The organism is Streptomyces sp. NPDC000594, assembly GCF_040299965.1.
Classification (GTDB): domain Bacteria; phylum Actinomycetota; class Actinomycetes; order Streptomycetales; family Streptomycetaceae; genus Streptomyces.
In genome coordinates this window covers 1-13,216 of record NZ_JBEPCY010000008.1, presented here as the reverse complement: position 1 = coordinate 13,216, position 13,216 = coordinate 1, and the positions used below count along the sequence as shown (strand labels likewise).

13 protein-coding genes are annotated in these 13,216 nt (G+C 71.2%); 12 read left to right on the top strand and 1 reads right to left on the bottom strand.

Annotated elements, in window-relative coordinates; genetic code table 11:
• Positions 1-125 precede the first annotated feature (125 nt).
• Positions 126-557 (top strand): Rieske (2Fe-2S) protein, encoded by a 432-nt coding sequence (locus ABT354_RS14205; protein ID WP_351493661.1) that lies wholly within the window; start codon positions 126-128, stop codon positions 555-557.
• Between the two features lie 127 nt (positions 558-684).
• Here ABT354_RS14205 and ABT354_RS14200 read toward each other — a convergent pair whose 3' ends face one another.
• A complete protein-coding gene (locus ABT354_RS14200; RefSeq protein ID WP_502983410.1) occupies positions 685-1,638 on the bottom strand; it encodes a hypothetical protein in 954 nt (317 codons plus the stop codon).
• Positions 1,639-1,902: 264 nt separating this feature from the next.
• On the opposite strand from ABT354_RS14200, the gene ABT354_RS14195 reads away from it, so the two are divergent.
• From ABT354_RS14195 to ABT354_RS14145, 11 genes are all read left to right on the top strand, one after another.
• Positions 1,903-2,544 (top strand): papain-like cysteine protease family protein, encoded by a 642-nt coding sequence (locus ABT354_RS14195; protein ID WP_351493209.1) that lies wholly within the window; start codon positions 1,903-1,905, stop codon positions 2,542-2,544.
• Between the two features lie 5 nt (positions 2,545-2,549).
• A complete protein-coding gene (locus ABT354_RS14190; RefSeq protein WP_351493657.1) occupies positions 2,550-3,383 on the top strand; it encodes a hypothetical protein in 834 nt (277 codons plus the stop codon).
• A 257-nt stretch (positions 3,384-3,640) separates the two neighbouring features.
• Positions 3,641-5,746 (top strand): excinuclease ABC subunit UvrC, encoded by a 2,106-nt coding sequence (uvrC, locus tag ABT354_RS14185; protein ID WP_351493207.1) that lies wholly within the window; start codon positions 3,641-3,643, stop codon positions 5,744-5,746.
• Positions 5,743-6,681 (top strand): RNase adapter RapZ, encoded by a 939-nt coding sequence (rapZ, locus tag ABT354_RS14180; protein ID WP_351493204.1) that lies wholly within the window; start codon positions 5,743-5,745, stop codon positions 6,679-6,681. The genes uvrC and rapZ overlap by 4 nt, the downstream gene beginning before the upstream one ends.
• Positions 6,678-7,712 carry a gluconeogenesis factor YvcK family protein gene (locus ABT354_RS14175; protein WP_351493202.1) on the top strand — a complete coding sequence of 345 codons (1,035 nt, stop codon included), beginning with the start codon at positions 6,678-6,680 and terminating at the stop codon, positions 7,710-7,712. Before rapZ ends, ABT354_RS14175 begins: the two co-directional genes overlap by 4 nt.
• On the top strand, positions 7,703-8,692 hold the full coding sequence (gene whiA, locus ABT354_RS14170; RefSeq protein ID WP_009995792.1) for a DNA-binding protein WhiA: 990 nt from the start codon (positions 7,703-7,705) through the stop codon (positions 8,690-8,692). The genes ABT354_RS14175 and whiA overlap by 10 nt, the downstream gene beginning before the upstream one ends.
• 445 nt (positions 8,693-9,137) lie before the next feature.
• A complete protein-coding gene (gene gap, locus ABT354_RS14165) occupies positions 9,138-10,145 on the top strand; it encodes a type I glyceraldehyde-3-phosphate dehydrogenase (protein WP_351493198.1) in 1,008 nt (335 codons plus the stop codon).
• A 144-nt stretch (positions 10,146-10,289) separates the two neighbouring features.
• Complete coding sequence (locus ABT354_RS14160) at positions 10,290-11,501, top strand: phosphoglycerate kinase (RefSeq protein ID WP_351493196.1); 1,212 nt, start codon at positions 10,290-10,292, stop codon at positions 11,499-11,501.
• A 7-nt stretch (positions 11,502-11,508) separates the two neighbouring features.
• On the top strand, positions 11,509-12,285 hold the full coding sequence (gene tpiA / locus ABT354_RS14155) for a triose-phosphate isomerase (protein WP_351493194.1): 777 nt from the start codon (positions 11,509-11,511) through the stop codon (positions 12,283-12,285).
• A gap of 118 nt (positions 12,286-12,403) precedes the next feature.
• Positions 12,404-12,631 (top strand): preprotein translocase subunit SecG, encoded by a 228-nt coding sequence (gene secG / locus ABT354_RS14150; RefSeq protein ID WP_351493655.1) that lies wholly within the window; start codon positions 12,404-12,406, stop codon positions 12,629-12,631.
• Positions 12,632-12,766: 135 nt separating this feature from the next.
• Positions 12,767-13,102 carry an RNA polymerase-binding protein RbpA gene (locus ABT354_RS14145; RefSeq protein WP_003957010.1) on the top strand — a complete coding sequence of 112 codons (336 nt, stop codon included), beginning with the start codon at positions 12,767-12,769 and terminating at the stop codon, positions 13,100-13,102.
• The last annotated feature ends 114 nt before the right edge of the window (positions 13,103-13,216 follow it).

Here is a 13,216-nt window from a genome sequence, read left to right as displayed (position 1 = left end):
CTCTGGGGGCGGGCCCGCCCGCCGGGCGGCCGTTCCCGCTCGGTATGGTCGATTCCGCCGCCATCCCGGCCCGCGCCGCCGGTCCCGTCACCACCGTCGGCGGCACCGAACATCTGGAGTCCCCCATGCCCGGCCCCACCCCAGCCGCCCGCCGTACCGTGCTGAAAGGCGCCGCCCTCGCGGGTGCCGCCGGTCTCGGGGCCGCCGCCTGCTCCACCGACTCCAAGCTCGGCCGGGCCACCGTCCCCACCCCCACCGCCCCCGTGGACCTCGGTCCCGCCGAGGCGGTCCCGGTGGGCGGCGCCAAGCTCTACCGCGAGCAGAAGCTGATCGTGAGCTGCCCGAAGAAGGGCGAGTACAAGGCGTTCAGCGCCCAGTGCACCCATGCGGGCTGCGCCCTGGACAAGATCGTCGCCAATGAGGGCAACTGCCCCTGCCACGGCAGCCGCTTCGATGTCACCACCGGCAAGGCGCTCAACGGGCCGGCGACCGTGCCGCTGCCGGAGGTGCCGATCAAGGCCGAGGGCGGCGTCCTGATCGCCGGCCCCGACGCCTGAGCCCCGGGCCTCCCGGTCCCGACGCCTGAGCCCCGGGCCCCCCGGCTCCCCGGTCCCGACGCCTGAGCCCCAGGAAGCCCGGCCGCTGCCGGTCCCGGACGGTGCCGGACGGTCCCCGGGACCCCGGCTAGTCCCAGTCCCAGTCGATCCCCAGGATCCCCGGCCGTACCCCGTGCTCCACCAGATGGACCGTGCGGTGCCGCCCGCTCAGCGTCAGATCGGTGCGGGCACCGCGCGGCGCCCCCGTCGTCGCCTGGGCGAACCTCCGGCACCGCACCGGCAGGGCCCCCTCGTCGAAGCGGATCTGGAGCACGTACTGCCCGCCCGCGTAAGTGAACCCCCGGACGTACTCCTGGCCGGGGCCGCCGGTGCCGTCCTCGAAGCCATAGCCGAAGACATAGGTCTCGCCCGCCCGCAGCCGGGCGTCGAAGAGCAGCTCCGCCATGACCAGACCGGTCCCGGGGTGCCGCCGGACCCGGCCGGTCCGGCAGTTCTCCAGCGCGCTCACCCGTACCCGCGCGGGATCGCACCCCGCGTCCCCGTGGTGGATGGCGACATAGCGGTCCACCCCGTCCCGGTGCGCCCGTACCACCTGCTGGGAGTCGCGGCCCAGCAGCTCCCGCCGGGCCCCGATCCGTACCCGCTCGTGATGGCCCACCGTGTGCAGCCCGCCGTCGGCCGGGGCCTCCAGCTCCGCGAGCATCCGCTCCACCGTCCCCGATGCCTCCAGGAGCGAGCGGTACGAGCGTGAGGGCGGCCGGTCCAGCTCCTTGCGTACCGTCCCCTCCCCGGTGTCCAGCAGCCGGATCAGGGAGTTCCCCGGCAGCTCCAGCACCTCCTCCAGCGCGCGCACCGCCCGCAGGGACTCCGGCCGCTGGGGGCGGCGCGCCCCCTGCTGCCAGTAGCTGAGGCTGGTCACCCCCACCGTGATCCCCCGGTGGGCGAGATGGTGCCGCACCCGCTGGAGCGGCAGTCCGCGCACCGCGAGGGCCGCCCTCAGAGCCAGGTGAAAGGGGCCGGTGTGCAGCATCTGTGCCAGGTCGGCCTCGGTGTGGCCGATGTCCGCTTCGGTGTGGCCCATGGTGGATCCTCCAGCCGGTCGTACGGTCCCGCGTGAACACCGCACGGTCGCGGTGAACGTTCACGACGGGGTGGCTCCCGGCGGTCGGACGGTGGCGGGCGCCCTTGGTGGCAGCGGGCGCACGGATTCACACTCCGGCTGCCGTGTTCACAGCTCCGTGTGGTTCGCATTGAATCCTGTTGACCTGCTCCGGACAAGGATCGATGCTCAACCAGCAGCGTCCGGACGCGCTCCTCCACCCCCCATCCCTCAGGGAGGAACGCGATGCGCACCACCAGGAGACGGCTCGCCTCGGCGGCGGCCGTGCTCGCCACTCTTCTCACCCTTCCCCTCTCCTCCGCCACCGCCGCTCCCGCCGGTGACCCCGCCGGCGGGCCCTCCGTCACCCAGGGCACCTCCCAGGCCCGCGACGGCCAGGGCGCCCTCGCCTGGAAGCGGCTCAACATCACCATGCAGGCCCAGCTGAAGACCAACTGGTGCTGGGCCGCGGCCGGTAACACCATCGCCACCTACTACGGCCGTTCCTACTCCCAGAACCAGTTCTGCAACGCCGCCTTCAACCGGCAGCAGAACACCGAGTGCCCCAACAACCAGGCCACCCTCGCCAATGTGCAGACCGGGCTGCGCTGGGCGGGCGTCAGCTCCGGGTCGTACATCAGCAACTGGCTGCGCTACCCCGCCGTGCAGACCGAGATCAACGCCAACCGGCCCATCGAGACCCGGATCCAGTGGACCAGCGGCGGCGGTCATATGCATGTCATCTACGGGTATGACGACGCCAACTCGATGGTCTACTGGGGCGATCCCTGGCAGACCAGCAGCCGCTACAACTGGGCCTCGCACGCCTGGTACGTGAACAACAACGAGTTCTCCTGGACCCACTCGCTCTACCGGATCGGGGCGTGAGCACGATGAAGCGGACCTCGACCCTCACCGGAGCCTGCGCCGCCGCCTGCCTCGCCGTCGGGGCGCTGGGAGCGGGAGTCGCCCAGGCGGACCCCGCCGCACCGGTGGCCGTACCCGCCCCCTCGGCCGCCGATCTCACGGCGGCGCGGAAGGCGGCCACGGCCCCCGCCACCCAGGAGACCCTCTCCCGTTTCTTCGCCCGCGACGGCGCCGTGGCCCGATCGGCCGCAGCGCCCCGCACCGACGGGAAGTCCGTCCCCGTCCGCGTACTCGACCCCGGGTTCGTGGCGGGCAAGAAGGGCGCGGCGGTGGCCCGTACCGAGTTCATCGCCACCCCGGCGGCCTCCTCCGACGGCCAGCGGGCGTCGGTCTGGGCGGCCCGCCAGGCGGGCTCCTGGCAGGTCGTCAACATAGCCACCGGCGACGACGAGTTCCGCTACGCCCGGCTGGGGGAGCGCAAGCTGCCCGGCGGCACCGTCTTCCGGGAGCCGCAGATCGACGCCTGGTACGTCAGCAAGGGGGCGAAGGTGCTCCCGCTGGACCGGGACGCGATCCGTGCGGTCGGCGCGAAGGGGACCACCCTGACCGCCTACCGCGACCGGGTCCAGGACGCCTACGGCGACAAGCTGCCCGGCTCCGCCTACGCGAAGAAGGGTGTGGCCGGCGGGTACGGACCGGCCGCGGAGCCCGCACCGGCCGCTCCCGCGGCTGCGACGACCGTCGCGGCCGACCGTGACCCGGGTACGGTCACCGTCACCTCGGTGGCCTCCGGAGCGGGGGTGGTCCTCGCCCTGGCCCTGGGCGGCCTGATCGTGGCCCGACGGCGGGGCAGCGTCTGACGGTCACCGGCCCCTGGCCGGCAGCCATCGGCTACCGGCTGCCGGTCCGCTGTCACCGGCTGATGTCCGACCGCTGACGCACCGCGCCGCCGGAGCCACCCGGACCGTGCCCGCCGGCCGTTCCCTCCCCGAGGGGGGCGGTCGGCGGGCACACCGGCGTCCGGTCCCGACAGCGGTCGCACCGCCTCCCGGTGCGGGTCCCCCGGGGGTGGGCGGCGGCGACCGGAGTGTCAGTCCCCGCCAGTAGGGTGGACGGCATGGCAGACCCCTCCAGCTACCGTCCCAAGCCGGGAGAGATCCCCGACTCCCCGGGGGTCTACCGGTTCCGTGACGAGCACCGCCGGGTGATCTACGTCGGGAAGGCCAAGAACCTGCGCCAGCGGCTCGGGAACTACTTCCAGGACCTGGCCGGCATGCACCCGCGGACCGCCACCATGGTCACCTCGGCCGCCTCGGTGGAGTGGACCGTGGTGGCCACCGAGGTCGAGGCGCTTCAGCTGGAGTACTCCTGGATCAAGGAGTACGACCCCCGTTTCAATGTCAAGTACCGCGACGACAAGAGCTATCCCTATCTCGCGGTCACGCTGAACGAGGAATTCCCCCGGGTGCAGGTGATGCGCGGGGCCAAGCGCAAGGGCGTGCGGTACTTCGGTCCGTACGGGCATGCCTGGGCCATCCGGGAGACCGTCGATCTGATGCTGCGGGTCTTCCCCGTCCGCACCTGCTCCGCCGGGGTCCTCAGGAACCACCAGCAGAAGGGCCGCCCCTGCCTCCTCGGCTATATCGGCAAGTGCTCCGCGCCCTGTGTCGGCCGGGTCACCCCCGAGGAACACCGGGAACTCGCCGAGGAGTTCTGCGACTTCATGGCCGGGCGCACCGGCGCCTACATCCGCCGGCTGGAGCGCCGGATGGCCGAGGCGGCCGAGGAGATGGAGTACGAGCGGGCCGCGCGGCTCCGCGACGACATCACCGCCCTCAGGCGCGCCCTGGAGAAGAGCGCCGTCGTCCTCACCGACGCCACCGACGCCGACCTCATGGCCGTCGCCGAGGACGAGCTGGAGGCCGCCGTCCAGATCTTCCACGTCCGCGGCGGCCGGGTGCGCGGGCAGCGCGGCTGGGTCACCGACAAGGTGGAGGCCGTCGACACGGCGGGCCTGGTCGAGCACGCCCTCCAGCAGCTGTACGGGGAGGAGAGCGGCGACGCCGTCCCCAAGGAGGTGCTGGTCCCGGCGCTGCCCGAGGACAGTACGGCGGTCGCCGAGTGGCTGGCCGCCCGCCGGGGCTCCCTGGTCTCCCTGCGGATTCCGCAGCGCGGGGACAAGAAGGCCCTGATGGAGACGGTCCAGCGCAATGCCCAGCAGGCGCTCGCGCTGCACAAGACCAAGCGGGCCAGCGATCTGACCACCCGCTCCCGGGCGCTGGAGGAGATCGCCGAGGCGCTGGATCTGGACTCGGCACCGCTGCGGATCGAGTGCTTCGACATCTCCCACCTCCAGGGCGAGGACGTGGTGGCGTCGATGGTGGTCTTCGAGGACGGCCTGCCCCGCAAGAGCGAGTACCGCCGCTTCGCGATCAAGAGCTTCCAGGGGCAGGACGACGTCCGCTCCATGCATGAGGTGGTCAGCCGCCGCTTCCGCCGCTATCTGGCCGAGAAGGACCGGACGGGGGAGTGGATCGGCGCGGACAGCCCGGAGGACGCCCCCCACGAGGGGAACACCGGCACCACCGGCGCCATCAGCACCACCGCAGGCGCAGGCCCCGGCACCACCGGCGTCCCGGGGGCCACAGGCGCTCCGGCGGTCACCGGGGCCATCATGGAAGGGGACACCGCCGACGACGGCCGCCCCAAGCGGTTCGCCTACCCACCGCAGCTGGTGGTGGTCGACGGCGGCGCCCCCCAGGTCGCCGCCGCCCAGCGGGCCCTGGACGAGCTGGGTATCGACGATGTCGCCGTCTGCGGACTGGCCAAGCGGCTGGAGGAGGTCTGGCTGCCCGGCGAGGACGACCCGGTGGTCCTGCCGCGCTCCAGCGAGGGGCTCTATCTGCTCCAGCGGGTCCGCGACACCGCCCATGACTTCGCCATTCGCTATCAGCGCTCCAAACGGTCCAAACGGGTCCGGACCAGCCCCCTCGATGACGTACCCGGTCTCGGGGAGACCAGGAAACAGGCCCTCATCAAGCATTTCGGCTCGGTCAAGCGGCTGCGACAGGCCACAATCGAGCAGATCTGCGAGGTGCCGGGCATGGGCCGCAAGACCGCCGAGTCCGTGGTCACGGCCCTCGCCCGGACACCTGTGGCCGCACCTGCCGTGAACACCGCGACAGGAGAGATCATGGAAGAGAACGACGGGGGCAGCACATGAACGAGCACGACACAGACGGAGCAGCAGACGTGAGTACGGGCAGCAGCACCGAGGCCGGCGGAGCCGCCGAGGCGGCCATCCCCGAGCTGGTGATCATCTCCGGTATGTCCGGTGCGGGCCGCAGCACGGCGGCCAAATGTCTTGAGGACCTCGGCTGGTTCGTGGTCGACAACCTGCCGCCCGCGCTGATCCCCACCATGGTGGAGCTGGGCGCCCGCTCGCAGGGGAATGTCGCCCGGATCGCCGTGGTCGTGGATGTGCGCGGCCGGCGCTTCTTCGACAACCTGCGCGACTCCCTGGCCGACCTCGACGCCAAGCAGGTCACCCGGAGGATCGTTTTCCTGGAGTCCTCCGACGACGCCCTGGTCCGGCGGTTCGAGTCGGTCCGCAGGCCGCACCCGCTCCAGGGCGACGGCCGGATCGTGGACGGCATCGCCGCCGAGCGCGATCTCCTGCGCGAGCTGCGCGGCGACGCGGACCTGGTCATCGACACCTCCAGCCTCAATGTCCATGAGCTGCGGGCCAAGATGGACGCCCAGTTCGCGGGCGACGAGGAGCCCGAGCTGCGGGCCACCGTGATGTCCTTCGGCTTCAAGTACGGACTCCCGGTCGACGCGGACCTCGTGGTCGACATGCGGTTCCTGCCGAACCCGCACTGGGTCCCCGAGCTGCGCCCCTTCAGCGGACTGAACGAGGAGGTGTCGAACTATGTCTTCAACCAGCCCGGCGCCAAGGAGTTCCTGGACCGGTATACGGAGCTGCTCCAGCTGATCGCGGCGGGTTACCGGCGCGAGGGCAAGCGGTATGTGACCGTCGCGGTCGGCTGTACCGGCGGCAAGCACCGCTCGGTCGCCACCTCCGAGAAGCTCGCCGCGCGCCTGGCCTCCGAGGGCATCGAGACCGTTGTCGTCCACCGGGACATGGGGCGCGAGTGACCACTCGCTCCCTGCGCCTGCGCCGGCTGCGCAGGACCGCACTCACGCCCGTGAGCCGCCGGCGCGGCGCCCAGCCCAAGGTCGTCGCCCTCGGCGGCGGCCATGGGCTCTCCGCATCGCTGGCGGCGCTGCGCCGGATCACCGGGGACCTCACCGCCGTCGTCACCGTCGCCGACGACGGCGGCTCCAGCGGCCGGCTCCGCAAGGAGCTGGGCGTGCTGCCCCCGGGCGATCTGCGCAAGGCGCTGGCCGCGCTCTGCGGCGACGACGACTGGGGTCAGACCTGGGCCCGGGTGATCCAGCACCGTTTCCAGTCCCAGGGCGATCTCCATGAGCACGCCGTGGGCAATCTGCTGATCGTGGCCCTGTGGGAGCAGCTGGGCGACCATGTCCAGGCCCTGGACCTGGTCGGCAGGCTGCTCGGGGCGCAGGGCCGGGTGCTGCCGATGTCGGCGGTCCCGCTGGAGCTCCAGGCGCTGGTACGGGGCCATGACCAGGCCCGTCCGGACGAGCTCCAGACGGTGTGCGGCCAGGCGACGGTCGCCCTCACCCCGGGCGATGTGCAGTCCGTGCATCTCGTTCCGCACGATCCGCCCGCCGTGCCGGAGGCGGTCGCCGCCGTTCTTGACGCCGACTGGGTGGTTCTGGGTCCCGGGTCCTGGTTCTCCTCGGTGATCCCGCATCTCCTGGTCCCGGATCTGCTGGACGCGCTGGTGGAGACGAAGGCCCGGCGGGTGCTCTCCCTCAATCTGGCCCCGCAGCCGGGCGAGACGGAAGGGTTCTCCCCGCAGCGTCATTTGGAGGTTTTGGGACGACACGCCCCTAAACTCACTCTGGACGTGGTGCTCGCCGACGAGGCAGCCGTGCCCGACCGCGAGTGCCTCGCCGACGCCGCCAAACGCCTGGGGGCAGCGGTCGAGCTGGCTCCCGTGGCGTCGCCCGACAGTGCCTCGAAGCACGATCCGGAGCTGTTGGCCGCCGCGTACGACCGTATTTTTCGGATGCATGGAAGGATCGGCCCATGGCGATGACGGCAGCGGTGAAGGACGAGATCTCCCGGCTTCCCGTCACCCGGACCTGCTGCAGGAAAGCAGAGGTCTCGGCCATCCTGCGGTTCGCGGGCGGACTGCACCTGGTCAGCGGGCGGATCGTGATCGAGGCGGAGCTGGACACCGGTATCGCCGCACGGCGACTGAAGCGCGACATCCTGGAGATCTTCGGTCACACCTCCGAGCTGATGGTCATGGCCCCGGGCGGGCTGCGCCGGGGTTCGCGCTATGTGGTGCGGGTGGTCGCGGGCGGTGATCAGCTGGCACGGCAGACCGGGCTGGTCGACGGCCGGGGCCGGCCGATCCGGGGGCTGCCCCCGCAGGTGGTCTCCGGTGCCACCTGTGATGCCGAGGCGGCCTGGCGCGGTGCCTTCCTGGCCCATGGCTCGCTCACCGAGCCGGGACGTTCCTCCTCGCTGGAGGTCACCTGCCCCGGCCCCGAGGCGGCCCTCGCCCTGGTCGGCGCCGCCCGCCGGCTCTCCATCGCCGCCAAGGCGCGGGAGGTGCGCGGGGTGGACCGGGTCGTGGTCCGGGACGGCGACGCGATCGGCGCGCTGCTGACCCGGCTCGGCGCCCATGAGTCGGTGCTGGCGTGGGAGGAGCGCCGGATGCGGCGCGAGGTGCGCGCCACGGCCAACCGTCTCGCCAACTTCGACGACGCCAATCTGCGCCGGTCGGCGCGGGCGGCGGTGGCCGCCGGGGCCCGGGTCCAGCGGGCCCTGGAGATCCTCGGCGAGGAGGTCCCGGAGCATCTCGCGGCGGCCGGACGGCTGCGGATGGAGCACAAGCAGGCGTCGCTGGAGGAGCTGGGGGCGCTGGCGGACCCGCCGCTGACCAAGGACGCGGTCGCCGGGCGGATCCGGCGGCTGCTCGCGATGGCCGACAAGCGGGCGCAGGATCTGGGGATCCCGGGCACCGAGTCCAATCTGACCGAGGAGATGGCCGACGGCCTCGCCGTCTGACCCGCCTCCACTCCCGCCCCGGAATCCGCTACCGCTCCCGCTTCCCTCTCTCCGTCCTTCGCCCCGGCCCGCCGGACCCCGCCCAGGGGTCGGCGGGCCGGGGCGTTTCCGTCGCACCGCGATGACCACCGGCGATGCCGCTATGGATGGATTTGCACTCGAACGCTTGAGCGATTCGCAGGGCTTGGATCCGGCCGTCCGGAAGGGTCGTCGAAGCGCTCAAACGAAGCATCGACACGACCTCTGAGCGCTCATCCGAAGCGACCTTTGCGCAGGTGAAAGGCGGTTCCGGCGCTCCGCCGGAAGACAGTGGCCGAGCGGGCCACGGACGGGCCCTCCGATGTCACTTCGGGGCTTCCAGGGAGGTAGGGTCGTAAGCGGTCGGGGACATCCCATACAACTCGCCGGAAGCGTTAACCCGGCGTACCAACGAGGAGATCGGTTCGTGACGATCCGCGTAGGCATCAACGGCTTTGGCCGCATCGGTCGTAACTACTTCCGCGCGCTGCTGGAGCAGGGTGCAGACATCGAGATCGTGGCTGTCAACGACCTGGGTGACACCGCGACCACGGCCCACCTGCTGAAGTACGACACCATCCTCGGTCGGCTGAAGGCGGAGGTGACCCACACCGCCGACACCATCACCGTGGACGGTCGCACGATCAAGGTGCTCTCCGAGCGCAACCCCGCCGACATTCCGTGGGGCGAGCTGGGCGTCGACATCGTGATCGAGTCCACCGGCATCTTCACCAAGAAGGCCGACGCCGAGAAGCACCTGGCCGGCGGCGCCAAGAAGGTCCTGATCTCGGCTCCGGCCAAGGACGAGGACATCACCCTGGTGATGGGCGTCAACCAGGACCAGTACGACCCGGCGCAGCACAACGTCATCTCCAACGCCTCCTGCACCACCAACTGTGTGGCGCCGATGGCCAAGGTCCTGGACGAGAACTTCGGCATCGTCCGCGGTCTGATGACCACGGTCCACGCCTACACCAACGACCAGCGCATCCTGGACTTCCCCCACTCCGACCTGCGCCGCGCCCGCGCCGCCGCGGAGAACATCATCCCGACCACCACCGGTGCCGCCAAGGCCACCGCGCTGGTCCTCCCGCAGCTCAAGGGCAAGCTGGACGGCATCGCCATGCGCGTCCCGGTCCCCACCGGCTCCGCCACCGACCTGGTGGTCGAGCTGAGCCGCGAGGTCACCAAGGACGAGGTCAACGCCGCGTTCAAGAAGGCCTCCGAGGGCGAGCTGGCCGGCATCCTGGCCTACACCGAGGACCCGATCGTCTCCTCGGACATCGTCAGCGACCCGGCCTCCTGCACCTTCGACTCCTCCCTGACCATGGTCCAGGAGGGCAACTCGGTGAAGATCCTCGGCTGGTACGACAACGAGTGGGGCTACTCCAACCGCCTGGTGGACCTCACCGTCTTCGTCGGCAACCAGCTCTGAGGGGCACGGCTCTGACCGGCCAGATCCGGACTGTACGGTTCTGATCAGCTCTGCGAAGTGAGCGACGGGGCTCGGACGGCGCACGGAAGCGCCGCCGGGCCCCTCTCGCGCGTCTCAGCCAAGCCATCCGAGGAGTCCCGTCCCATGAAGACGATCGACCAGCTTCTTGACGAAGGGGTCAGGGGCCGGCGGGTATTCGTCCGCGCCGACCTCAATGTGCCGCTCGACGGCACCACCATCACCGACGACGGCCGGATCCGCGCCGTCGCCCCGACCGTCGCCAGGCTCGCCGAGGCGGGCGCGCGCGTGGTCGTCGCCTCCCATCTGGGCCGCCCCAAGGGCGCTCCCGACCCTGCCTTCTCGCTCGCCCCCGCCGCCGCCCGCCTCGGCGAGCTGCTGGGCGCCGAGGTCGCCTTCGCCACCGACACCGTCGGTGAGTCGGCCCGTGCCACCGTCGACGCCCTCGCCGACGGCCGGGTCGCGGTGATCGAGAACCTCCGCTTCAACCCGGGCGAGACCAGCAAGGACGACGCCGAGCGCGGCGCCTTCGCGGACCGGCTCGCCACCCTCGCCGACCTCTATGTCGGCGACGGCTTCGGCGCCGTGCACCGCAAGCACGCCTCGGTCTACGACCTGCCCGCGCGCCTCCCGCACGCCGCCGGCCAGCTGATCGCCACCGAGGTCGGTGTGCTGAAGAAGCTCACCGACGACGTCAAGCGCCCCTACACCGTCGTCCTCGGCGGTGCCAAGGTCTCCGACAAGCTCGGGGTGATCGACCACCTCCTGGAGAAGGCCGACCGCATCCTCATCGGCGGCGGGATGGCCTACACCTTCCTCAAGGCCCAGGGCCACGAGGTCGGGATCTCGCTGCTCCAGGAGGAGCAGGTGCCGGCCGTCCAGGGCTATCTGAAGCGTGCCGAGGAGAAGGGCGTGGAGCTGGTGCTCCCCGTCGACGTCCTGGTCTCGCCGGAGTTCCCGGACCTGAAGACCAAGGCCCCGGCCCACCCCACCACCGTCGCCGCGGACGCCATCCCCGCCGACCAGGAGGGCCTGGACATCGGCCCGCTGACCCGCGAGCTGTTCGCTTCCAAGATCGCCGACTCGGCCACCGTCTTCTGGAACGGTCCGATGGGCGTCTTCGAGCACCCCGACTTCGCCGAGGGCACCCAGGCCGTGGCCCAGGCGCTCGTCGACTCCGCCGCCTTCAGTGTCGTCGGCGGCGGGGACTCCGCCGCCGCGGTGCGGCTGCTGGGCTTCGACGAGAACGCATTCGGCCATATCTCGACCGGCGGCGGCGCCAGCCTCGAATACCTCGAAGGCAAGACGCTTCCCGGGCTTGCCGCACTGGAGGACTGAACAACCCATGACCACCCGCACCCCGCTCATGGCGGGCAACTGGAAGATGAACCTCAACCACCTTGAGGCCATCGCCCACGCCCAGAAGATCGCCTTCGCCCTCTCGGACAAGGACCACGCCGCCGTCGAGGTCGCCGTGCTCGTCCCCTTCACCGATCTGCGGTCCGTCCAGACCCTGGTCGAGGGCGACAAGCTGAAGCTGAAGTTCGGCGCCCAGGACATCTCGGCCCATGACTCCGGCGCGTACACCGGCGAGATCTCCGGCCCGATGCTCGCCAAGCTGAAGTGCTCCTATGTGGCCGTCGGCCACTCCGAGCGCCGCCAGTACCACGGCGAGACCGACGAGATCTGCAACGCCAAGGTCAAGGCGGCCTTCCGGCACGGCCTCACCCCGATCCTCTGCATCGGTGAGGGCCTCGACGTCCGCAAGGACGGCCGGCAGGTCCCGTACACCCTCGCCCAGCTCGACGGCGGACTGAAGGACGTCCCGGCGGAGCAGGCCGAGACCATCGTGATCGCGTACGAGCCCGTCTGGGCGATCGGCACCGGCGAGGTCGCCACCCCCGAGGACGCCCAGGAGGTCTGCGGTGCGATCCGCGCCCGCCTCGCCGAGCTGTACTCGCAGGAGGTCGCCGACGCCGTCCGCATCCAGTACGGCGGCTCCGTCAAGTCCGGCAATGTCGCCGCGATCATGGCGAAGCCCGATGTTGACGGCGCCCTGGTGGGCGGCGCCGCGCTGGACGCCGACGAGTTCGTCAAGATCGTCCGCTTCCGCGACCAGTGAGTATGCGGTAGGGCGGATCCGTCGTACCCTTGCGGGGGCCGGGGTGGCAGACCACCCGGCCCCCGCAGTCCGTAGATGTTCCGAGAGATTTGCCAGGAAGTAGGGTCCAGCCGTGGTTATGGGGTTCTCGATCGCCCTGATCGTCTTCAGCCTGCTGCTGATGCTGCTCGTGCTGATGCACAAGGGGAAGGGCGGCGGCCTCTCCGACATGTTCGGCGGCGGCATGCAGTCCTCCGTGGGCGGCTCCTCGGTCGCCGAGCGCAACCTCGACCGGATCACGGTGGTGGTCGGTCTTCTCTGGTTCGCCTGCATCGTGGTCCTGGGCCTGATGATGAAGCTGGACTAGTTCTACGGGCTTCCTGTCCGGGACAGGGAGGTAACTCCAATCCCTGGACGAGCGTTGGGCCTTACGTAGACTGGGGCACCGCGGCCAGGCCGCTGTGAGACGCCGTACAGCACCATCACGCAGGGAGTTACGACCGTGGCAAGTGGCAACGCGATCCGGGGAAGCCGGGTCGGGGCGGGGCCGATGGGCGAGGCCGAGCGCGGCGAGTCCGCGCCGCGTCTGCGCATCTCCTTCTGGTGCTCCAACGGGCACGAGACACAGCCGAGCTTCGCCAGCGATGCACAGGTCCCCGACACCTGGGACTGCCCGCGCTGCGGATTCCCGGCCGGACAGGACCGCGACAATCCGCCGGACCCGCCGCGCACCGAGCCGTACAAGACGCATCTCGCGTATGTACGGGAGCGGCGCAGCGACGCCGACGGCGAGGCGATTCTCGCCGAGGCCCTGGCCAAACTGCGGGGCGAGATCTGACGTACCCCCCTCCGGCCGGGCACCCCTGGTGGCCCGCCGGCGCGCAGGCCCGGCCCCCCCCCGGCCGGGCCGGGACGCGGAGCCGCCCCGCGCCCGCCCCGCGCCCCGCCCGGG

Bases quoted from the DNA above. Each gene is read 5' to 3' on its own strand.
- ABT354_RS14205 (WP_351493661.1), top strand. From the start codon at position 126: ATGCCCGGCCCCACCCCAGCCGCCCGCCGTACCGTGCTGAAAGGCGCC.
- ABT354_RS14200 (WP_502983410.1), bottom strand. From the start codon at position 1,638: ATGGGCCACACCGAAGCGGACATCGGCCACACCGAGGCCGACCTGGCA.
- ABT354_RS14195 (WP_351493209.1), top strand. From the start codon at position 1,903: ATGCGCACCACCAGGAGACGGCTCGCCTCGGCGGCGGCCGTGCTCGCC.
- ABT354_RS14190 (WP_351493657.1), top strand. From the start codon at position 2,550: ATGAAGCGGACCTCGACCCTCACCGGAGCCTGCGCCGCCGCCTGCCTC.
- uvrC (WP_351493207.1), top strand. From the start codon at position 3,641: ATGGCAGACCCCTCCAGCTACCGTCCCAAGCCGGGAGAGATCCCCGAC.
- rapZ (WP_351493204.1), top strand. From the start codon at position 5,743: ATGAACGAGCACGACACAGACGGAGCAGCAGACGTGAGTACGGGCAGC.
- whiA (WP_009995792.1), top strand. From the start codon at position 7,703: ATGGCGATGACGGCAGCGGTGAAGGACGAGATCTCCCGGCTTCCCGTC.
- ABT354_RS14160 (WP_351493196.1), top strand. From the start codon at position 10,290: ATGAAGACGATCGACCAGCTTCTTGACGAAGGGGTCAGGGGCCGGCGG.
- tpiA (WP_351493194.1), top strand. From the start codon at position 11,509: ATGACCACCCGCACCCCGCTCATGGCGGGCAACTGGAAGATGAACCTC.
- secG (WP_351493655.1), top strand. From the start codon at position 12,404: ATGGGGTTCTCGATCGCCCTGATCGTCTTCAGCCTGCTGCTGATGCTG.